Annotated in this window: 18 protein-coding genes; 13 read left to right on the plus strand and 5 right to left on the minus strand. The window is 63.1% G+C overall.

Going from position 1 to position 20926, the window contains the following annotated elements:
• Positions 1-85 precede the first annotated feature (85 nt).
• From ACSSU5_RS15620 to gap, 3 genes are all read right to left on the minus strand, one after another.
• On the minus strand, positions 86-1048 hold the full coding sequence (locus ACSSU5_RS15620; protein WP_492559231.1) for a FecR family protein: 963 nt from the start codon (positions 1046-1048) through the stop codon (positions 86-88).
• A gap of 91 nt (positions 1049-1139) precedes the next feature.
• Entirely contained in the window at positions 1140-1652 is a 513-nt protein-coding gene (locus ACSSU5_RS15625) for an RNA polymerase sigma factor (protein ID WP_264310112.1), read from the minus strand.
• Positions 1653-1787: 135 nt separating this feature from the next.
• A complete protein-coding gene (gene gap / locus ACSSU5_RS15630; protein WP_264310111.1) occupies positions 1788-2789 on the minus strand; it encodes a type I glyceraldehyde-3-phosphate dehydrogenase in 1002 nt (333 codons plus the stop codon).
• A gap of 263 nt (positions 2790-3052) precedes the next feature.
• On the opposite strand from gap, the gene edd reads away from it, so the two are divergent.
• From edd to ACSSU5_RS15680, 10 genes are all read left to right on the plus strand, one after another.
• Positions 3053-4879, plus strand: a complete 1827-nt coding sequence (edd, locus tag ACSSU5_RS15635; RefSeq protein ID WP_264310110.1) for a phosphogluconate dehydratase — start codon at positions 3053-3055, stop codon at positions 4877-4879.
• Entirely contained in the window at positions 4876-5835 is a 960-nt protein-coding gene (locus tag ACSSU5_RS15640) for a glucokinase (protein WP_492559232.1), read from the plus strand. Before edd ends, ACSSU5_RS15640 begins: the two co-directional genes overlap by 4 nt.
• Positions 5836-6007: 172 nt before the next feature.
• Positions 6008-6733 carry a two-component system response regulator GltR gene (gene gltR, locus ACSSU5_RS15645; RefSeq protein WP_264310108.1) on the plus strand — a complete coding sequence of 242 codons (726 nt, stop codon included), beginning with the start codon at positions 6008-6010 and terminating at the stop codon, positions 6731-6733.
• The gene (locus tag ACSSU5_RS15650) at positions 6714-8168 is read left to right on the plus strand and encodes an ATP-binding protein (RefSeq protein WP_264310107.1); all 1455 of its coding nucleotides are present in this window, start codon (positions 6714-6716) and stop codon (positions 8166-8168) included. The genes gltR and ACSSU5_RS15650 overlap by 20 nt, the downstream gene beginning before the upstream one ends.
• A 144-nt stretch (positions 8169-8312) precedes the next feature.
• Positions 8313-9599 (plus strand): ABC transporter substrate-binding protein, encoded by a 1287-nt coding sequence (locus ACSSU5_RS15655; RefSeq protein WP_492559233.1) that lies wholly within the window; start codon positions 8313-8315, stop codon positions 9597-9599.
• A 132-nt stretch (positions 9600-9731) separates the two neighbouring features.
• Complete coding sequence (locus tag ACSSU5_RS15660) at positions 9732-10640, plus strand: carbohydrate ABC transporter permease (protein WP_264310105.1); 909 nt, start codon at positions 9732-9734, stop codon at positions 10638-10640.
• The gene (locus ACSSU5_RS15665; RefSeq protein WP_264310104.1) at positions 10633-11478 is read left to right on the plus strand and encodes a carbohydrate ABC transporter permease; all 846 of its coding nucleotides are present in this window, start codon (positions 10633-10635) and stop codon (positions 11476-11478) included. Before ACSSU5_RS15660 ends, ACSSU5_RS15665 begins: the two co-directional genes overlap by 8 nt.
• Positions 11479-11481: 3 nt before the next feature.
• On the plus strand, positions 11482-12636 hold the full coding sequence (locus tag ACSSU5_RS15670) for an ABC transporter ATP-binding protein (RefSeq protein ID WP_492559234.1): 1155 nt from the start codon (positions 11482-11484) through the stop codon (positions 12634-12636).
• Between the two features lie 41 nt (positions 12637-12677).
• Positions 12678-14021: a carbohydrate porin gene (locus ACSSU5_RS15675; RefSeq protein ID WP_492559235.1), complete on the plus strand. Its 1344-nt coding sequence runs from the start codon at positions 12678-12680 to the stop codon at positions 14019-14021.
• Positions 14022-14138: 117 nt separating this feature from the next.
• Positions 14139-14993, plus strand: coding sequence for a D-hexose-6-phosphate mutarotase (locus tag ACSSU5_RS15680; RefSeq protein ID WP_264310101.1), 855 nt, complete (start codon positions 14139-14141; stop codon positions 14991-14993).
• On the opposite strand, the gene hexR is transcribed toward ACSSU5_RS15680, so the two are convergent.
• Entirely contained in the window at positions 14986-15849 is an 864-nt protein-coding gene (hexR, locus tag ACSSU5_RS15685) for a DNA-binding transcriptional regulator HexR (RefSeq protein WP_172960401.1), read from the minus strand. The two genes, ACSSU5_RS15680 and hexR, sit on opposite strands and share 8 nt — an antisense overlap.
• Before the next feature lie 211 nt (positions 15850-16060).
• Here hexR and zwf point away from each other — a divergent pair, with 211 nt between their 5' ends.
• The 3 genes from zwf to ACSSU5_RS15700 are packed head-to-tail and all read left to right on the plus strand — an operon-like array spanning position 16061 to position 18928.
• Complete coding sequence (gene zwf / locus ACSSU5_RS15690; RefSeq protein WP_264310100.1) at positions 16061-17530, plus strand: glucose-6-phosphate dehydrogenase; 1470 nt, start codon at positions 16061-16063, stop codon at positions 17528-17530.
• Positions 17517-18230, plus strand: coding sequence for a 6-phosphogluconolactonase (pgl, locus tag ACSSU5_RS15695; RefSeq protein ID WP_492559236.1), 714 nt, complete (start codon positions 17517-17519; stop codon positions 18228-18230). Before zwf ends, pgl begins: the two co-directional genes overlap by 14 nt.
• 17 nt (positions 18231-18247) lie before the next feature.
• Positions 18248-18928: a bifunctional 4-hydroxy-2-oxoglutarate aldolase/2-dehydro-3-deoxy-phosphogluconate aldolase gene (locus tag ACSSU5_RS15700; protein WP_492559237.1), complete on the plus strand. Its 681-nt coding sequence runs from the start codon at positions 18248-18250 to the stop codon at positions 18926-18928.
• A gap of 226 nt (positions 18929-19154) precedes the next feature.
• On the opposite strand, the gene leuA is transcribed toward ACSSU5_RS15700, so the two are convergent.
• A complete protein-coding gene (leuA, locus tag ACSSU5_RS15705; protein WP_492559238.1) occupies positions 19155-20828 on the minus strand; it encodes a 2-isopropylmalate synthase in 1674 nt (557 codons plus the stop codon).
• Positions 20829-20926: the final 98 nt, after the last annotated feature.

Raw genomic sequence — 20926 nt, forward strand, 5'->3', positions numbered from 1 at the left:
CAGTTGCATTGGCTATAACGAGACGGGCGGCGTAGCGCGATCGCGTAAAAATAAATGATCGCAGTCGCAGCATCTGCAGCGGCAATCAGTTGAGGATGACCACAGCGGGGTATTCGTGCAGCCGGGCAGAGGTGATGTGCGCAAGGGCGCGCAGGGTTTCCAGGGGTTGGTCGAGGCGATAGTTGCCGGTGACCGCGACGTCTTCCAGGCCGGCGTTGCGGTTGATGATCCAGCCCGGGTAGTAGCGCCTGACCTCGGCCAGCACCTGGCTCAACGGGCAGTTCTCGAACACCAGGCGGCCGTCGACCCAGGCCAGGTCCTTTTGCATGTCTGCGCGCTGGCGTTGGCCGAAGCCCTGGGGGCCGACGCTGATGCTGTCGCCGGCACTGAGGCGGATGCGCTGGTCGCTGGCGGCTTGCAGGTCGACATCACCGCGCTGTACCCGCACCTGGGCTTCGCCGTCGAGGTAACGTACGGCGAAGTCGGTGTCACGCACCTGTGCTCGGAGTGGGCCAGCCTGGACCTCAAGCGGCACTTGCGCGCCTTCGGGGACCTGGAAGTAGGCCTCGCCCTGGAGCAGGCGGGCGACCTGGCGCCCTTCGCGCAGGTCGCTGGCGAACGCTGAATTGGTGTTGAGCAACACTTTCGCGCCGTCGTCCAGTTGCAGGCGCTGACGTTCGCCCACCACGGTCAGGTGATCGGCCTGCAGTCGCATGGGGAGGTTGCCGAGGGTGAACAGGCCAACCACCAGCACCGCAGCGGTAGCCAGCGGTTTCCAGTGGCGGCGCAGGCGCCCGCGCAAGGAACGACGCTGGCCCTGATGCATCTGCACGGCCGCCTGGTGCAGCGGCATGCCATTCCACAGCGCTTCTGCTTCGACATAGGCTTCGGCGTTTTCCGCTGCGGCACTGAGCCAGGCTTCGAAGGCCTGGGTGTCGTGGGCATCGGCGCATTGCAGGCGTACCAGCCAGTCCAGTGCCTCGTCCATGGCACGGGCACGGGCGTTGGGCCCTGCAGGTGTCGGGGGAGGGACGGGGCGGTGGGTCACGGTGAATCCTTGAAAGGGTTATTCACGAATGATCAAGGCTAAGGCGGGGTGTGGCAAGCGCTTTGCGTTGCCCAGGTGGCCGGCGGTCACATCACTTGAGCCGGTCGGCGACGCCCATGCAGATGGCCATGATCAGTTTCAGTTCCTTCTGTACCGTGCTGGCCGAGACGTTCAATTGTTCGGCGATTTCCAGGTAGGTGGCGCCATGCAGGCGGCTGAGGATGAAGATGCGCTGTTGGCGCTCGCTCAGTTGGTTGAGGCTGACACTCAGGTGCTTGAGCAATTGTTCGGCGTGGGCGGCGTCTTCGCTGCTGCTGGTGGGCGCAGCGACACTGTGCAGAACCTCGTCGGGCACGTCGTCGACCAGCATGCGCGATTGCACCCGGCGCGCGCGCAAATGGTCGAGGGCAAGGTTGCGGGCGGTCTGGAACACGAAGGGTTCGATATGCTCGATGGGCCGTTCGCTCAAGGCGCGGGAAACCCGCAGGTAGGTTTCCTGCAGCAGGTCCTCGGCTGTGCTGTGGTTACCCACCATGCGTTGCAAGGTACGCAGCAGGGTCAGGCGCTGGACGAGGAAAACGGAGTTGAACCGGGACTGACTCACGGGGGGACCTGGCCGACGAAAGGTTAATGATAATGCTTATCATCTGTACCAAAGGTCAAGTCTGGAAGTGTTTAGAAACGGTAAAGATTGTCGTGCGGCCCCATCGTCGGCAAGCCGGCGATGGGGCCGAAGGGCTCAACGCGCGCTGCACAACGCCAGGCAGTTATCCAGCATCCGGTTGGAGAACCCCCACTCGTTGTCGTACCAGGCCAGCACCTTGAGCATCCGCCCGGTGGCCCGGGTATGGTTGGCATCGAAGATCGACGACAGTGGGTTGTGGTTGAAATCGCAGGAAACCAATGGCAAGGCGTTGTAGCCCAATACCTTGGAATGTCGGCTGGCCTCCAGGAACAGCTGGTTGACCTCGTCAGCAGTGGCTTCGCGTTTGAGGTTGACGGTGAGGTCCACCAGCGACACGTTGATCACAGGCACCCGTACCGCCATGCCGGTCAGCTTGCCGGCCAGGTCCGGCAATACCAGGCCCACGGCTTCGGCGGCGCCGGTCTTGCTGGGGATCATCGACTGGGTGGCCGAGCGCGCACGGTACGGGTCGCTGTGGTAGACGTCGGTCAGCGCCTGGTCGTTGGTGTAGGCATGGATGGTGGTCATCAGGCCCTGTTCGATGCCGAACTCGCGGTGCAGCACCTGGGCGATCGGCGCCAGGCAGTTGGTGGTGCAGGAGGCGTTGGAAATGATCTGGTGCGAAGCGCGCAGCACGTCGTGGTTAACCCCATAGACCACGGTGGCGTCAGCGCCCTTGGCGGGTGCCGAGATGATCACTTTGCCTGCGCCTGCAGCCAGGTGCGCAGCAGCCTTGGCACGCTCGGTGAACAGCCCGGTGCACTCGAACACCACGTCGATCGCCTCGGCCTTCCAGGGCAGTTCGGCCGGGTTGCGGATGGCACTGACCGCGATACGGTCACCATTGACCGTGAGGCTTTCATGATCGGCTTCGACGCTGGCGTCGAAAGTGCCGTGCACGCTGTCGTACTTGAGCAGATGGGCGTTCATGGCGCTGTCGCCCAGGTCGTTGATGGCGACGACCTGCAGGTCCTGGCGGTAGCCTTGGGTATACAGTGCGCGAAGGACATTGCGCCCAATGCGGCCGAATCCATTGATGGCGATGCGAAGGGTCATGGCATTACCTCTGGCGGTTCGAGTGAGGCCTGTGGCACAAAGGGGCTTCACTGAAACGGTTTTGTTGTTGGAATTACAAGATTATTCACTATCAGATAGAAAACAAGCCTTTTTAGTGGCAGTATTTTGTTTAAACATACAACGAGTGGTTGGGTTGACCTCTCAGCGTTGCATCCAAGGCCCTTTTCTTGAGCCTAGGTCTCAATCGTTTGGAGGGGAAATGCCCGCTAAGCCGCCCATACAGTTAGCCTGGAGTCCAGTACATGCACCCGCGCATCCTTGAGGTCACCCAACGGCTGGTCGAACGCAGCCGTGCCACCCGTGAACGCTACCTGCAGCTGATTCGCGGCGCGGCCAGTGACGGACCCATGCGTGCCAGCCTGCAGTGCGCCAACTTCGCCCATGGCGTGGCCGGTTGCGGCACCCAGGACAAGCAAAGCCTGCGCCTGATGAACGCGGCCAACGTGGCCATCGTCTCGGCCTACAACGACATGCTCTCGGCGCACCAGCCGTACCAGCACTTCCCCGAACAGATCAAGCAGGCCCTGCGCGAGGTTGGCTCGGTCGGCCAGTTCGCCGGCGGCGTGCCGGCCATGTGCGATGGCGTGACCCAGGGCGAGCCGGGCATGGAACTGGCCATCGCCAGCCGTGAAGTGATCGCCATGTCCACCGCCGTCGCCCTGTCGCACAACATGTTCGACGCCGCGCTGATGCTTGGCATCTGCGACAAGATCGTCCCCGGCTTGATGATGGGCGCGTTGCGCTTCGGGCACTTGCCGACCATTTTCGTGCCGGGTGGCCCGATGCTTTCGGGTATCTCCAACAAGCAGAAGGCCGACGTACGCCAGCGCTATGCCGAAGGCAAGGCCAGCCGTGAAGAGCTGCTGGAGTCAGAGATGAACTCCTACCACAGCCCAGGCACCTGCACCTTCTACGGCACTGCCAACACCAACCAGCTGGTGATGGAAGTGATGGGGCTGCACCTGCCGGGCGCTTCGTTCGTCAACCCTTACACTCCCTTGCGTGACGCATTGACCGCCGAGGCGGCGCAGCAGGTCACGCGCATGACCAAGGCCAGTGGCAGTTTCATGCCGCTGGGCGAGATCGTCGACGAGAAGGCACTGGTCAACTCGATCGTCGCCCTGCACGCCACGGGTGGCTCCACCAACCACACCTTGCACATGCCGGCGATCGCCCAGGCGGCAGGCATCCAGTTGACCTGGCAAGACATGGCCGACCTGTCCGAAGTGGTGCCGACGTTGTCCCACGTCTACCCCAACGGCAAAGCCGACATCAACCATTTCCAGGCGGCGGGTGGCATGGCCTTCCTGATCCGCGAGCTGCTCGATGCCGGGTTGCTGCACGAAGACGTCAACACCGTGGCAGGCCACGGCTTGCGCCGCTATACCCAAGAGCCATTCCTCGACAACGGCAAGCTGGTCTGGCGTGAAGGGCCAGAGCAGAGCCTGGACGAAAGCATCCTGCGCCCGGTGGCGCGGCCGTTCTCGGCCGAAGGTGGCCTGCGGGTGATGGAAGGCAACCTGGGGCGCGGGGTGATGAAAGTCTCCGCCGTCGCCCCCGAACACCAGGTGGTGGAAGCCCCGGCGCGGATCTTCCACGACCAGCAGTCGCTGGCCGATGCCTTCAAGGCCGGTGAGCTGGAGCGCGACTTCGTCGCCGTGGTGCGTTTCCAGGGGCCGCGTTGCAACGGCATGCCCGAGCTGCACAAGCTGACACCGTTTCTGGGTGTGCTGCAGGACCGTGGCTACAAGGTTGCGCTGGTCACCGATGGGCGCATGTCTGGCGCCTCGGGCAAGATCCCGGCCGCCATCCATGTTTGCCCCGAGGCCTATGACGGCGGCCCGCTGGCGCGCGTGCGCGAGGGTGATATCGTGCGGGTCGATGGTGTCGCCGGCACGCTGCAGGTGAAAGTGTCGGCCGAAGAACTGGCCAGCCGTGACCTGCCGCCGGCGCCTCAGGGCAACGACCTGGGCTGCGGGCGCGAACTGTTCGGTTTCATGCGCATGGCGTTCAGCCCGGCCGAGCAGGGCGCCAGCGCCTTTACCTCGGCTTTGGAGAACCTCAAATGAAGGACCTGCTGGTTGGCGACATCGGTGGCACCAATGCCCGTTTTGCGTTGTGGCGTGACAACCAGCTGTATCAGGTGAAGGTCTTCGCAACCGCTGACTACACAAGCCCCGAGCAGGCCATCGAGGCCTATCTGAACGATCAGGGCATCGTCCGTGGTGGCCTGTCGGCGGTGTGCCTGGCGGTGGCGGGGCCGGTTGATGGTGATGAGTTCCGTTTCACCAACAACCATTGGCGCCTGAGCCGTAGTGCGTTTTGCAACACGCTGCAGGTCGAGCGATTGATGCTGATCAACGACTTTTCGGCCATGGCGCTGGGCATGACCCGCCTGCAAGAAGGGGAGTTTCGCGAGGTGTGCCCTGGCCATGCCGACCCGCTGCGGCCTGCGCTGGTGATCGGGCCCGGTACCGGCCTTGGCGTCGGTAGCCTGTTGCGCCTGGGCGAGCAGCACTGGCAGGCGCTGCCGGGCGAGGGTGGGCATGTCGACCTGCCGGTGGGCAATGCCCGCGAGGCGGCGATCCATCAGCAGATTCACGGCCAGATCGGTCATGTCAGTGCCGAAACCGTGCTCAGCGGCGGTGGCCTCGTGCGTTTGTATCAGGCCATGTGCGCGCTGGATGGCGACATACCGCGACACAAGACCCCGGCACAGATTACCGATGCCGCGCTGGGCGGTGAGCCACGGGCGCTGGCGGTGGTCGAGCAGTTTTGCCGGTTCCTTGGGCGCGTGGCAGGTAACAATGTGCTGACCCTGGGCGCGAGGGGTGGGGTTTACATTGTCGGAGGCGTGATCCCGCGGTTCGTCGAGCTGTTCCTGCGCAGCGGGTTTGCTGCAAGCTTTGCCGACAAGGGTTGCATGAGTGGGTATTTTGCCGGGGTGCCGGTGTGGTTGGTGACGGCGGAGTTTTCGGGTTTGCTGGGGGCCGGGGTGGCCTTGCAGCAGGCGCTGGATCACTGATGTGTGAATGGGGCCGCTTTGCGGCCCTTTCGCGACACAAGGCCGCTCCTACAGAAGGGCGCGTACTTCTGTAGGAGCGGCCTTGCCGGGGCGCCGGACCGGTCGGAATGGGGCGCGAAGCGGCCCCCTCAGCAGGCAAAAGACCTGCGACTAAACAAGAGGGCGGAACACCTTGAGCACTGCCGGAAAATCGATCCTGATGGTCGACGACGATCAGGAAATTCGCGAGCTGTTGCAAACCTACCTGAGCCGTTCCGGTTTTCAGGTCCACGCCGAGGCCGATGGGCAGGGCTTTCGTCAGGCCCTGGAAAACACCCCCTGCGACCTGGTGATCCTCGACGTGATGCTGCCCGACGAAGACGGTTTCAGCCTGTGCCGCTGGGTGCGTCAGCACCCACGTCAAGCGCGGGTGCCGATCATCATGCTCACCGCCAGTTCTGACGAAGCCGACCGGGTCATCGGCCTGGAGCTGGGCGCCGACGATTACCTCGGCAAACCCTTCAGCCCGCGTGAACTGCAGGCGCGGATAAAAGCCTTGCTGCGCCGTGCCGAGTTCGGCCAGGCGGCGCCGAGCAGTGCCGTGCTGGCGTTCGACGACTGGCGCCTGGACACGGTCAGCCACCGGCTGTTCCACCGTGATGGCGAAGAGGTGATCCTGTCGGGCGCCGATTTCGCCCTGCTGAAACTGTTTCTCGATCACCCCCAGCAGATCCTCGACCGCGACACCATCGGCAATGCCACCCGTGGCCGTGAACCCATGCCGCTGGACCGTATCGTCGACATGGCGGTCAGCCGCCTGCGCCAGCGTCTGCGCGACACCGAAAAACCACCACGGCTGATCCGCACCGTGCGTGGCAGTGGCTACCTGCTGGCTGCCCATGTCTGCTGCGCTTCCTGAGCGGCGCTGGCGCCTGCTGCCGCGCTCGCTGCTGGGGCGCATGCTGCTGCTGACCTTGCTGGTGGTGCTGCTGGCGCAAGGCCTGTCCAGCGTCATCTGGGTCGCCCAGTTGCGGGCCAGCCAGCTGCAAGGGCTGCGTGCCAGTGCCAGCAGCCTGGCCCATTCGATGACAGCCAGTGTCAGTTACTTCCGGTCGCTGCCGGTGGCCTATCGGCCGATGGTTCTGGACCAGCTGCGCAGCATGGGCGGCACGCGCTTTTTCGTGTCGCTCAACGACAAGCCGCTGGACATGCCGGTGCTGCCCATCACCCCGCGCAAGCAGGCGGTGATCGAGGTGTTCCAAGCGGTGCTGCACGAGCGCTTGGGGCCGCAGATGGAAGTCTCGGTGGCATTCGTCGCCCCGGATGACCTGCGGATTTTCAACAGTGGCTTGAAGCTCGATGAGCTGCCGCGCTCCTGGGCGCATTATTCACTGACCCTGGAGCCGCTCAATCCCCCAGTGCTGGTGACACAAATCCGCCTGGGCGAGGGCGAGTGGCTGTACATCGCCTCGCTGCTGCCCGAACCCTACACCAGCCTTGAGGCCGAGCGCCTGCCACGTCAGCAGATCGGTTTCATCGTGCTCACCACGGCTTTGCTGTTGTTGTTCATCGGCCTGCTGGTGCACTGGCAAAGTTGGCCGCTCAAGCGCCTGGCACGGGCCGCGCGGGAGATGTCGCTAGGTGCCGACGTGGCGCCCGTGGCCGAAGGCGGCGGCAGCGAGGTGGTCGAAGTGGGGCGGGCCTTCAACAGCATGCGCGAGCGCATCAGCCGCTACCTGACCGAGCGCAGCCAACTGTTCAGCGCCATTTCCCACGACCTGCGCACGCCGATCACGCGCCTGCGCTTGCGCGTCGAACTGCTGGAGGACGAACGCCTGCAGGCCAAGTTCAGCCAGGACCTGGACGAGCTGGAGCTGTTGGTCAAAGGGGCGCTGCAGTGTGTGAAAGACACCGACATCCACGAGAACATCGAGCCGGTAGACCTCAACCAGGTGCTGGAAATCCTTGCCGAGCCTTATCTGAGGGATGGCCGTATCACCGTGGATGGGCAGGCATTGGCACCCTACTTGGGCAAGCCGCTGGCGTTGCGCCGCTGTATCGGCAACCTGATCGACAACGCCCTCAAGTACGGCGAGCGGGCACGCTTGCGGGTCATCGACAGTGCCGAGGGGTTTGTCTTGCAGGTCGATGACCAAGGGCCGGGTGTACCGCAGCAGCAGATGGAACAGGTATTCGAGCCGCACTTCAGGCTGGCCGGGCAGCAGCAGGGGTATGGGCTGGGCCTGGGCATTGCACGCAACATTGCCCATAGCCATGGCGGTGAAGTGAGCTTGCTCAACCTGCGCGAGGGTGGCTTGCGGGTGACCCTGTATCTGCCGCGAGGGCTGGATTGAGTGCGCTGTCGTTGGTGCCGGCAATGTCACCAAACGATGACATTCACGCATCGCTTCGTTACCTGGCGAGTCGAGCTTGCTGATTAGACTGCAGGTAACGCAAGCGACCGACTTGCACGGCATAACAACAAGAAAGGTGCTTCGATGAATTCCACGCTCCGTCTCGCTGCCGCGATCTCCCTCGCTTCCCTTTTCCCCCTCAGCGCCCTGGCCGCCGATGCCAAAGGCAGCGTCGAGGTCGTGCACTGGTGGACCTCCGGTGGTGAAAAAGCCGCCGTCGATGTGCTCAAGGCGCAAGTCGAGAAAGACGGTTTCACCTGGAAGGACGGCGCTGTCGCCGGTGGCGGCGGTGCCACGGCCATGACCGTGCTCAAGAGCCGCGCGGTGGCTGGCAACCCGCCAGGCGTCGCTCAGATCAAGGGCCCGGACATCCAGGACTGGGCGGCTACCGGGCTGCTCGACAACGACGTGCTCAAGGACGTGGCCATCCAGGAAAAGTGGGACTCGCTGCTCGACAAGAAAGTCGCTGACGTTGTGAAGTACGACGGTGACTACGTCGCCGTGCCGGTCAACATCCACCGCACCAACTGGCTGTGGATCAACCCCGACGTCTTCAAGAAAGCCGGTATCGAAAAGGCCCCCGCGACCCTCGACGAATTCTACGCTGCCGCCGACAAACTCAAGGCCGCCGGCTTCATCGCGCTCGCCCACGGTGGCCAGCCGTGGCAGGACAGCACCGTGTTCGAAAGCGTGGCGCTCTCGGTGATGGGCGTGGAGGGCTACAAGAAGGCCCTGGTCGATCTGGACGGCGCCGCACTGACCGGCCCGGCAATGATCAAGGCGTTGACCGAGCTGAAGAAGATCGCCACCTACATGGACCCGGACGGCAAGGGCCAGGACTGGAACCTGGAAGCGAACAAGGTCATCAACGGCAAGGCCGGCATGCAGATCATGGGCGATTGGGCCAAGAGCGAGTGGACTTTGGCCAACAAAGTCGCCGGCAAGGATTACCAGTGCGTACCGTTCCCCGGTACGGGCAATGGCTTCCTGTACAACATCGACTCACTGGTGGTGTTCAAACAGAACGATGCCGGCACGTCAGCCGGCCAGCAGGACATCGCCCGCAAGGTATTGGGCACGGAATTCCAGAAGGTGTTCAGCAGCAACAAGGGCTCGATCCCGGTGCGCAACGACATGCTTGCTGACATGAGCAAGTACGGCTTCGACGCCTGCGCCCAGACCTCCGCCAAGGACTTTTTGGCCGATGCCAAGACGGGCGGCCTGCAGCCGAGCATGGCGCACAACATGGCCACCACGCTTGCCGTACAGGGCGCCTTCTTCGATGTGGTGACCAACTACATCAACGACCCCAAGGCCGATCCGGCCGATGCGGCGAAGAAACTGGCAGCGGCGATCAAAGCCGCCCAATAACCCCCTTCGCGGGCAAGCCCGCTCCCACCGGTTGGGCGCTCTGTCCATGACCTGCGGTGAGCTGGGCCTGTGTGGGAGCGGGCTTGCCCGCGAAGCGGTGCGCAGCGCCGCCCAGACTTCGGGATCATTTTCATGACCACAACTACCGCCCAACTGCGGGCCTCACCCCTGGACGCTCTACAGCGCTGGCTACCCAAATTGGTACTGGCCCCGAGCATGTTCATCGTCCTGGTGGGCTTCTACGGCTACATCCTGTGGACCTTCGTCCTGTCCTTCACCACCTCGACCTTCCTGCCCACCTACAAATGGGCGGGCCTGGCGCAATACGCCCGGCTGTTCGACAACGACCGCTGGTGGGTGGCGAGCAAGAACCTGCTGGTGTTCGGCGGCCTGTTCATCGCCATCAGCCTGGCCATCGGCGTGTTGCTGGCGGTGCTGCTGGACCAGCGCATTCGCCGCGAAGGCTTCATCCGCACCATTTACCTTTACCCCATGGCCCTGTCGATGATCGTCACCGGCACCGCCTGGAAATGGCTGCTCAACCCCGGCATGGGCCTGGACAAACTGCTGCGTGATTGGGGCTGGGAAGGTTTTCGCCTGGATTGGCTGATCGACCCCGACCGGGTGGTGTATTGCCTGGTGATCGCTGCCGTGTGGCAGGCCTCGGGCTTCATCATGGCGATGTTCCTCGCCGGCCTGCGCGGCGTCGATCAGTCGATCATCCGCGCGGCGCAAATGGATGGCGCCAGCCTCCCGCGCATCTACTGGACCGTGGTGCTGCCGAGCCTGCGCCCGGTGTTCTTCAGCGCGCTGATGATTCTCTCGCACATTGCCATCAAGAGCTTCGACCTGGTGGCGGCGATGACCGCCGGCGGCCCTGGGTACTCGTCGGACCTGCCGGCGATGTTCATGTACTCGTTCACCTTCAGCCGTGGCCAGATGGGCATGGGCTCGGCCAGCGCCATCCTCATGCTCGGGGCGATCCTGGCGATCCTCGTGCCTTACCTGTACTCGGAGCTGCGGAGCAAACGCCATGCATAGCCCTGTCGACAAACCGGCGCTGAGCATCAGCCGCCTCGCCATCCACGCGGTACTGCTGCTTGCCGTGCTGCTGTATCTGGTACCGCTGGTGGTGATGCTGCTGACCAGCTTCAAGACCCCGGAAGACATCAGCACCGGCAACCTGCTGAGCTGGCCGACGGTGGTCAGTGGCATTGGCTGGGTCAAGGCCTGGGGTACGGTAAACGGGTATTTCTGGAACTCGATCATGATCACCGTGCCGGCGGTGCTGATCTCCACCACCCTCGGCGCGCTGAACGGCTATGTGCTGTCGATGTGGCGCTTTCGCGGTTCGCAGCTGTTCTTCGGCCTGCTGCTGTTCGGCTGCTTCCTGCCGTTCCAGACCGTGCTGCTGCCAGCCTCGTTCACCCTCGGCAAACTCGGCCTGGCCAGCACCACTGGCGGCCTGGTGCTGGTGCATGTGGTCTACGGTCTGGCCTTCACCACGCTGTTTTTCCGCAACTTCTACGTGAGCATCCCTGATGCGCTGGTCAAGGCCGCGCGCCTGGACGGTGCCGGGTTCTTCACCATCTTCCGGCGCATCATCCTGCCGATGTCGACACCGATCATCATGGTCTGCCTGATCTGGCAGTTCACTCAGATCTGGAACGACTTCCTGTTCGGCGTGGTGTTCTCCAGTGGCGACTCGCAACCGATCACCGTGGCCCTCAACAACCTGGTCAACACCAGCACCGGGGCCAAGGAATACAACGTCGATATGGCGGCGGCGATGATCGCCGGCCTGCCAACCCTGCTGGTCTATGTGGTAGCAGGCAAGTATTTCGTCCGCGGCCTCACGGCCGGCGCCGTCAAGGGGTAAGTCATGGCAACGCTTGAACTTCGCAATGTGAACAAGACCTACGGCAGCGGCCTGCCGGACACCCTCAAGGACATCCAGCTGTCGATCAAGGACGGCGAGTTCCTGATCCTGGTCGGCCCCTCGGGTTGTGGCAAATCGACCTTGATGAACTGCATCGCCGGCCTTGAGCACATCACCGGCGGCGCGATCCTTATTGATGATCAGGACGTCAGCGGCATGAGCCCCAAGGACCGGGACATCGCCATGGTGTTCCAGTCCTACGCGCTGTACCCGACCATGAGCGTGCGCGAGAACATCGAATTCGGCTTGAAGATCCGCAAGATGCCGCAGGCTGCCATCGACGAGGAAGTGGCGCGTGTGGCCAAGCTGCTGCAGATCGAGCACCTGCTTGCCCGCAAGCCTGCGCAGTTGTCCGGTGGCCAGCAACAGCGCGTGGCCATGGGCCGGGCGCTGGCGCGGCGGCCGAAGATCTACCTGTTCGACGAGCCGCTTTCCAACCTCGACGCCAAGCTGCGGGTCGAGATGCGCACCGAAATGAAACTGATGCACCAGCGCCTGAAAACCACCACGGTGTACGTCACCCACGACCAGATCGAGGCCATGACCCTGGGCGACAAAGTGGCGGTGATGAAGGACGGCATCATCCAGCAGTTCGGCACACCGCAGCAGATCTACAACGACCCGGCCAACCAGTTCGTCGCCAGTTTCATCGGTTCGCCACCGATGAACTTCATTCCGGTGCGCCTGACCCGTCAGGACGGGCGCCTGCTGGCGCTGCTCGACAGCGGCCAGGCCCGTTGCGAGCTGCCCTTGGGCGTGGTCGACGATGAGTTGGAAGGGCGCGAGATCATCCTTGGCATCCGCCCGGAACAGATTGCCCTGGGCACGGGGGAGGGCAATGGCCTGCCTGGCATTCGCGCCGAGGTGCAGGTGACCGAGCCTACCGGGCCTGACCTGCTGGTGTTCGTCACCCTCAACCAGACCAAGGTCTGCTGCCGTCTGGCACCGGATGTGGCGTGCCGGGTTGGCGACAGCCTCAACCTGCAGTTCGACCCGGCGCGGGTGCTGTTGTTCGACGCAGCCAGCGGCGAGCGCCTGGACGTCAGTACTGCCAACGCTTCTGTGAAAGACAACGTGACTCACCTCAAGAGCCGTTGAATCGTCTACACCATCAATAAGAAAAAAGAGGACGCAAAGGGATGGAACAGCGCAATCGCATCAGGACCTTGGGCTCGTTGGCCTTACTTGCCTTGGTTGGCAGCAGTGGGGCGCAGGCCGCCGAGGCCTTCTCCAGCGAGTCGAAATGGATGACCGGCGACTGGGGCGGCAGCCGCACCGAACTGCTGGAGAAAGGCTACGACTTCACCCTCGACTACGTGGGTGAAGTGGCCGGTAACCTCAACGGTGGCTATAACGACGACAAGACCGCGCGCTACAGCGACCAGTTCGCCCTTGGCGCGCATTTGGACCTGCAGAAGATCTTTGGCTGGCACGATGCCGAATTCAAATTGGCGATCACCGAACGCAGCGGCCGCAACCTGTCCAACGACCGCATCAGCGACCCGCGTGCCGGGCAGTTCAGCTCGGTGCAGGAAGTGTGGGGGCGCGGCCAGACCTGGCGGCTGACCCAGATGTGGGTCAAGCAGAAGTACTTCGACGGGGCGCTGGACGTCAAATTCGGCCGCTTCGGCGAGGGCGAGGACTTCAACAGCTTCCCTTGCGATTTCCAGAACCTGGCGTTCTGCGGCTCGCAGGTGGGCAACTGGGTCGGCGGCATCTGGTACAACTGGCCGGTCAGCCAGTGGGCGCTGCGGGTCAAGTACAACATCATGCCGGAATTCTTCGTTCAGGTCGGCGCCTTCGAGCAGAACCCCTCGAACCTGGAGACCGGCAACGGCTTCAAGCTCAGCGGCAGCGGCACCAAGGGCGCGATCCTGCCGGTGGAGGCGGTGTGGTCGCCCAAAGTTAATGGCCTGCCGGGTGAGTACCGCCTGGGTTACTACTACAGCACGGCCAAGGCCGACGACGTGTTCGATGATGTCAACGGCAACCCCCAGGCATTGAGCGGTGGGGCGTTTAAATCGCATTCGAGCAAACACGGCTGGTGGGTGGTGGCGCAGCAGCAGGTCACGGCCCATGGCGGCGACGTCAACCGGGGCCTTAGCCTGTTCGCCAACTTCACCGTGCACGACAAGGCCACCAATGTGGTCGACAACTACCAGCAGGTCGGCCTGGTGTACAAGGGCGCCTTCGATGCCCGGCCCAAGGACGACATCGGCTTTGGCGTCGCGCGGATCCACGTCAACGACGACGTGAAAAAGCGTGCCGAGCTGCTCAATGGCCAAAGCGGCATCAACGACTACGACAACCCAGGCTTCGTGCCGCTGCAGCGCACCGAGTACAACGCCGAGCTTTATTACGGCTTCCACGTCACCAACTGGCTGACCGTGCGGCCCAACCTTCAGTACATCAAGAGCCCCGGCGGGGTGGATGAGGTGGACAACGCGCTGGTCGCGGGGTTGAAGATTCAGTCGTCATTCTGAGCCTGTTTGTTGTAAATTTACGCCAATCCATTTTCGGCTCCCGGCATCCACTGGCTTGCAGTGGTTGTCGGGGATAGGCCGAGACAGCGCTATCTCAAACAACAAGAGCTCTGAACCATGCCCGAACATCCGCTCCATCGCTTCTTTGCCTCGCAACGGCCCAGGCCGACATTCGAGTGGGAGCGTTACCAGCAGCGCGATGTGCTGATCATCGACCATCCCCGTTGCCAGGCGGTGTTCAGCCGGCAGGGCGGACAACTGCTGCACTTTCAACCGGCCGGCGAACGGCCCTGGCTATGGTGCGCCGAGCAGTGGCCGCAGGTAGGGGCGATTCGCGGTGGCGTACCGGTGTGTTGGCCGTGGTATGGCCGCCATCCCAGCGAAGACCTGTGGCCGGCCCATGGCTGGGCGCGCCTGCTCGACTGGAAGCTGGTCGACAGCCGGGAGGATGAGGAGGGCGTGACGCTGAAGTGGCGCCTGGACCTGTGCGATTGGCAGGTTGACCTGCATGCGCGGCTAGGCAGCCGTATGGAGCTGAGCTTGAGTACCGAGCACCAAGACAGCGAGCCGTGCCAACTGAGCCATGCGCTGCTGGCCTACTGGCGTATCAGTGACGTGTCCGAGATAGCGCTGTCTGGGCTTGAGGATATCGAAGGTTACGACCGCCTGAACCGGCAGGCCTGCCGCGAGGAAGGTGCGCTGAAGCTCAAGGGCGGGTGCCAGAAAGTCTACCCGGGTACCCCGCGGGTGCAGCTGCAAGACCCGGCTTGGCAGCGCGAATTGTGCATCGACACCGGTGACAGCGATGACACTGTGGTCTGGCACCCCGGCAATCGACCGCTGATGGGGGTGACCGGCCGCGAATGTCAGGGCTTCGTCTGTGTCGAAGCCGCCAGCGGCAGTGGCGAGTTCCTGAGCCTGGCGCCGGGCCAACGTGCCCATTTGCGCTTGCAGGCGCACCGGCTCAGTTGAGTTCGTCGTCCTCGATCGGGTAGCGGCTGGCGTTGAGGCTTTCTTTGATTTTGCGCAGGTGCGGCTGGAAGTCCACGCCCCGGCGCAGGGTCATGCCGGTGGCCAGCACGTCGAGCACGGTCAGCTGGATGATCCGCGAGGTCATCGGCATGTAGATGTCGGTGTCTTCGGGCAGCGGAATGTGCAGGCTCAGGCTGCAGGCTTGGGCCAGTGGCGAACCCGCTGCGGTCAGGCCGAGCACCGAGGCACCGTTTTCACGGGCCACGCGTGCCACTTCGACCAGCTCGCGGGTGCGGCCGGTGTAGGAGATGATCACGAACAGGTCGCCGGTGTGGGCAACCGAGGCCAGCATGCGTTGCATCAGCACGTCGGCGTGGGCCGACACCGCCAGGTTGAAGCGGAAGAACTTGTGCTGGGCATCCAGCGCCACCGGGGCCGAGGCGCCGAGGCCGAAAAAGTGGATCTGTCGGGCCTGGATCATCATGTCCACGGCGCGGCTGACCTGCTGCGGGTCGAGTTGCTGGCAGGCGCTGTCGAGCGAGGCGATGGCGCTGCCGAAAATCTTCTGGGTGTAGGCTGCAGGGTCATCGTCGGCCTCGACGGCGCGGCTGACATAGGCAGCGCCACTGGCCAGGCTCTGCGCCAGTTGCAGCTTGAGCTCGGGGTAGCCGCTGACGCCGAACGAACGGCAGAAGCGGTTGACGGTCGGTTCGCTGACCTTGGCCGCCTGGGCCAGCGCAGCAATGCTGAAGCGGGTGGCTTGTTGCGGGTTGAGCAGGATGACTTCGGCGACTTTGCGTTCGGCCTTGTTCAGCTCGTCGAGGCGTCCCTGGATCTGTTCCAGGAGGTTTCGCACGCGGTCCATGGGTGTGTCCTTGGGTCGGGAAGGCAGCCGGCTGACGGAGCAGCGGGCCTTTTGCACGGTCGTCTATCGTACTGTCGGTGCGGGTGGCGCACCACTTATCTGTAATACTCGTCGGTAATGTTGTTAGTTTTACTACATTACCCCTTGAAAACCGTATGTGAAAGCGGTATTCCTAGACCAACTTTAGGAAAGAACCAACATCATGGCTGCGATCAGTGTCGAACCTTGCACCTTTGCCCTGTTTGGCGCCCTGGGCGACCTGGCATTGCGCAAGCTGTTTCCTGCCCTCTATCAGCTCGACCGTGCCAATCTGTTGCACCCGGACACACGCCTGCTGGCGCTGGCCCGTGAGAGCGGCAGTGCGCAGGACCATCTGCACACCATCGAGGCGCACCTGCGTCGGCATGTCGCCGACGCAGACATCGAGCCCGCTGCGCTGGGCCGCTTCTTGGGCCGACTGAGCTACCAGCATCTGGATTTCCTCCAACCTGAGGGTTACCAGGCGCTGGCCGAGCAGTTACCCGGCGAGCTGCCATTGATTGCCTACTTCGCCACGGCGGCTGCGGTATACGGCGCTATTTGCGAAAACCTTGAGCGGGCCGGCCTGGCACCGCGTACCCGTGTGGTGCTGGAAAAGCCGATCGGCCACGACCTGGAGTCGTCGCGTCGGGTCAACGATGCCGTGGCACGGTTCTTCCCCGAGAGCCGGGTCTATCGCATCGACCACTACCTGGGCAAGGAGACCGTGCAGAACCTGATCGCGCTGCGCTTTGCCAACAGCCTGTTCGAAACCCAGTGGAACCAGAATTCGATCTCCCATGTGGAGATCACCGTGGCCGAAAAAGTCGGCATCGAGGGCCGCTGGGGCTATTTCGACAAGGCCGGCCAGCTGCGCGACATGATTCAGAACCACCTGTTGCAGCTGTTGTGCCTGATTGCCATGGACCCGCCCAGCGAGCTCTCGGCCGACAGCATTCGCGACGAGAAGGTCAAGGTACTCAAGGCCCTCGCGCCGATCACCGGCGAAGGGCTGAGCACCCGTGTGGTGCGCGGTCAGTACATCGCAGGCTACAGCGACGGTAAGCCCGTACCCGGCTACCTCGAAGAAGACAATGCCAACGCCCAGAGCGACACCGAGACCTTCGTCGCCCTGCGCGCCGATATCCGCAACTGGCGCTGGTCTGGCGTGCCGTTCTACCTGCGCACCGGCAAGCGCATGCCGCAGAAGCTCTCGCAGATCGTCATCCACTTCAAGGAAACGCCGCACTATATCTTCGCCCCGGAACAACGTTTGCAGGTCGGTAACAAGTTGATCATCCGCCTGCAACCGGACGAAGGCATTTCTTTAAGGGTGATGACCAAGGAGCAAGGCCTGGACAAGGGCATGCAACTGCGCAGCGGCCCGCTACAACTGAATTTTTCCGATGCCTGGCGCAGCGCGCGGATTCCGGATGCTTACGAACGCCTGTTGCTTGAGGTGATGCGTGGCAACCAGAACCTGTTCGTGCGCAAGGATGAAATCGAATATGCCTGGAAATGGTGCGACCAGTTGATCGCCGGTTGGCAAAGCGCAGGTGATGCGCCCAAGCCTTACGCGGCAGGGTCCTGGGGGCCGATGAGCTCAATCGCACTGATTACACGAGATGGGAGGGCGTGGTATGGCGATATCTAAACTGCAACTGCCAGCGGCGGTGAAAGCGCATGAACTGGCAGATGCCAGGGCCCTGGCGGCGACCTTGGCCCGTGACGTGGCCGAGCGGCTGCGGGCGGCGATTGCCGCCAAAGGCCAGGCCTGTGTGGTGTTGTCCGGTGGGCGCAGCCCGGTGCCGTTTCTTGAGCGGTTAGCCGCCGAGGCGCTGGACTGGTCGAAGGTCACCGTGAGCCTGGCCGATGAGCGCTGGGTGCCGGTGGAGCATGCCGACAGCAATGCCGGCTTGCTGGCCCGTCACCTGCTCAAGGGCGCGGCGGCCAAAGCGCGCTTCATTGGCTTGTATCAGCAGGCCGAGAACCTTGAGCGCGCCGCGGCCAGCGCCGACCAGGCACTGGCAGATCTTCCAGCCATCGACGTGTTGGTGCTGGGCATGGGCGACGATGGCCATACCGCCTCGCTGTTCCCTAACAGCCCTAATCTGGACGAAGGCCTGGACCCGAACACCCCACGCCGCTGCCTGCCAATGCTGGCGCCCAGTGTGCCGCACCAGCGCCTGTCGATGACCCGCGCGTTGCTGGCCTGTGCCGCGTTTACCGCGCTGGCCGTGCAAGGCCAGGGCAAACTCGCTACCCTGCGCGCCGCGCTGGCGGGCAACGACCTTACCGAAATGCCGATACGCGCCTTTCTTCACGACCCCCTGGACATCTACTGGTGCCCATGAGCCAAGGATCCACTGTCATGACCACCCTTGAACGCCCACAGACTCTGCTCTCGATGGCCGACAAAGCCGCCCGGATCGACGCGATCTGCAACAAGGCGCGCATCCTGCCGGTGATCACCATCGCCCGTGAGGAAGACATCCTGCCCCTGGCCGATGCTTTGGCTGCAGGCGGTATTCGTACCCTTGAGGTGACCCTGCGTTCACAGCACGGCCTGAAGGCCATTCAGGTGCTGCGCGAGCAGCGCCCAGAGCTGTGCATCGGTGCCGGTACCGTGCTCGATCGCAGCATGTTCGCGGCGGTCGAAGCGGCTGGTGCGCAGTTCGTGGTCACCCCAGGCATCACCCAGGACATCCTCGAAGCCGGTGTGGACAGCAACATTCCGCTGCTACCGGGTATCAGCACACCGTCCGAGATCATGATGGGCTACGCCTTGGGGTATCGCCGGTTCAAGCTGTTCCCGGCGGAAATCAGCGGTGGCGTGGCGGCGATCAAGGCGTTTGGCGGCCCGTTTGGCGACATCCGCTTTTGCCCGACTGGTGGGGTCAACCCGGCCAATGTGCGCAACTACATGGCGTTGCCCAATGTGATGTGCGTGGGCGGGACCTGGATGCTCGACAGCAGTTGGATCAAAAACGGCGATTGGGCGCGGATCGAGGCGTGCAGTGCCGAGGCGATGGCGTTGCTGGACGCCAACTGAATTTGTTGTGTGCTTTACGGCTTATGGGGCGCTTGGTCGGCGCCCTTTTTTTTTGCCTGCAGGTTTTGTGTTGATGGTAATGGCCTCTTCGCGGGCAAGCCCGCTCCCACAGTAAACCTCCGTAGATCCACCATTCCTGTGGGAGCGGGCTTGCCCCGCGAAGAGGCCAGTACAGGCATAAAAAAGCCCGCATCAGGATGCGGGCTTGTGACCATCAAACTACTGCTTACGCCGCTTTAGCATCTTGCTGGCTCAGCGACCGGTTCAGCGCGCTGAACAGTGCCTTGAAGCTGGCGGTGGTGATGTTTTCATCGATACCCACGCCATGTACCGGACGGCCACCGGCCACACGCAGCTCGATGTACGCCGCCGCCTTGGCATTGGTGCCGGCACCAATGGCGTGTTCGTTGTAGTCCATGATTTCCACGGCAATCGGCAGGCCGGCCACCAGGGCTTCCAGGGCACCGTTACCCTTGCCGCGCCAGTGCAGGGTGGTCTCGCCTTCACCGGCGACTTCCACTTCCACGGCGCTGTGGCCGTTTTCTTCCTGCAGGCGGTGGCTGACCAGCGCATACGGGGCGTTGGCCTGCAGGTATTCCTTCTGCAGCAAGCTGTAGATCTGCTTGGCGGTCATTTCCAGGCCCAGGCGGTCGGTTTCACCCTGTACCACCTGGCTGAACTCGATCTGCATGCGGCGTGGCAGGCTGATGCCGTACTCCTGTTCGAGCAGGTAGGTGATGCCGCCTTTGCCCGACTGGCTGTTGACGCGGATCACCGCCTCGTAGCTGCGGCCGATGTCGGCCGGGTCGATCGGCAGGTACGGCACTTCCCACAGCTCGCCTTCCTGCTGCTTGGCGAAACCTTTGCGGATGGCGTCCTGGTGCGAGCCGGAGAACGCGGTGTGGACCAGGTCGCCCACGTACGGGTGACGCGGGTGCACCGGCAGCTGGTTGCACTCTTCGACGACCTTGCGCACGCCATCGATATCAGAGAAGTCCAGCTGCGGGTCGATGCCCTGGGTGTAGAGGTTCAGCGCCAAGGTCACCAGGTCGACGTTGCCGGTGCGCTCGCCATTGCCGAACAGGCAGCCTTCGGCGCGGTCGGCGCCGGCCATCAGGCCCAGCTCGGTGGCGGCGATGCCGGTGCCGCGGTCGTTGTGGCAGTGCAGGCTGATGATCACGCTGTCACGGCGGCTGATGTTGCGGCAGAACCACTCGATCTGGTCGGCGTAGATGTTCGGTGTGGCGACTTCCACGGTGGCCGGCAGGTTGAGGATGAGCTTGTGCTCAGGGGTTGGGTTCCACACCTCAATGACGGCGTCGCAGACTTCTTTGGCGAACTCAAGCTCAGTGGCGCTGAAGGTCTCTGGCGAGTACTGGAAGGTCCAGTGAGTTTCTGGCTGCTGGGCGGCGTACTTGACGAACAGCTTGGCCGCGTTCACCGCGATGTCCTTCACGCCTTGCTTGTCCTGGTTGAAGACGATGCGGCGGAACGACGGGCTGGTGGCGTTGTACAGGTGGACGATGGCTTTTTTGGCACCGCGCAGCGATTCGAAGGTGCGGGCGATGAGGTCTTCACGGGCCTGGGTCAGCACCTGAATGGTGGTGTCGTCCGGGATGTGGCCGTCTTCGATCAAGGTACGCACGAAGTCGAAATCGGTCTGCGAAGCGGAGGGGAACGAGGCTTCGATTTCTTTTACGCCGACCTGCACCAGAGTCTTCCAGAAACGCAGCTTCTTCTCCGCATCCATCGGCTCGATCAGCGACTGGTTGCCATCACGCAGGTCCGAGCTGCACCAGATCGGCGCTGCAGTGATGCTTTTCGACGGCCAGGTGCGGTCAGGCAGGTCGATGGTCGGGAAGGCGCGGTATTTCTTCGAAGGGTCTTTGAGCATGGTCATGGAAGCAATCCTTTTGTATGCGGCCGAGATCGGGCCTGCCGAGCAGTAACGAGATGAAAAGGCGAGGCGACGCGATTCACCCTGGTAGTCGGGCACTG

Source organism: Pseudomonas sp. E1MeOHC2 (genome assembly GCF_058745025.1).

Coding starts and splice junctions, on each gene's coding strand:
- ACSSU5_RS15675 (WP_492559235.1), top strand. CDS start 12,678: ATGGAACAGCGCAATCGCATCAGGACCTTGGGCTCGTTGGCCTTACTT.
- ACSSU5_RS15665 (WP_264310104.1), top strand. CDS start 10,633: ATGCATAGCCCTGTCGACAAACCGGCGCTGAGCATCAGCCGCCTCGCC.
- pgl (WP_492559236.1), top strand. CDS start 17,517: ATGGCGATATCTAAACTGCAACTGCCAGCGGCGGTGAAAGCGCATGAA.
- ACSSU5_RS15640 (WP_492559232.1), top strand. CDS start 4,876: ATGAAGGACCTGCTGGTTGGCGACATCGGTGGCACCAATGCCCGTTTT.
- ACSSU5_RS15650 (WP_264310107.1), top strand. CDS start 6,714: ATGTCTGCTGCGCTTCCTGAGCGGCGCTGGCGCCTGCTGCCGCGCTCG.
- ACSSU5_RS15680 (WP_264310101.1), top strand. CDS start 14,139: ATGCCCGAACATCCGCTCCATCGCTTCTTTGCCTCGCAACGGCCCAGG.
- ACSSU5_RS15670 (WP_492559234.1), top strand. CDS start 11,482: ATGGCAACGCTTGAACTTCGCAATGTGAACAAGACCTACGGCAGCGGC.
- leuA (WP_492559238.1), bottom strand. CDS start 20,828: ATGACCATGCTCAAAGACCCTTCGAAGAAATACCGCGCCTTCCCGACC.
- edd (WP_264310110.1), top strand. CDS start 3,053: ATGCACCCGCGCATCCTTGAGGTCACCCAACGGCTGGTCGAACGCAGC.
- ACSSU5_RS15655 (WP_492559233.1), top strand. CDS start 8,313: ATGAATTCCACGCTCCGTCTCGCTGCCGCGATCTCCCTCGCTTCCCTT.
- gap (WP_264310111.1), bottom strand. CDS start 2,789: ATGACCCTTCGCATCGCCATCAATGGATTCGGCCGCATTGGGCGCAAT.
- zwf (WP_264310100.1), top strand. CDS start 16,061: ATGGCTGCGATCAGTGTCGAACCTTGCACCTTTGCCCTGTTTGGCGCC.
- ACSSU5_RS15660 (WP_264310105.1), top strand. CDS start 9,732: ATGACCACAACTACCGCCCAACTGCGGGCCTCACCCCTGGACGCTCTA.
- ACSSU5_RS15700 (WP_492559237.1), top strand. CDS start 18,248: ATGACCACCCTTGAACGCCCACAGACTCTGCTCTCGATGGCCGACAAA.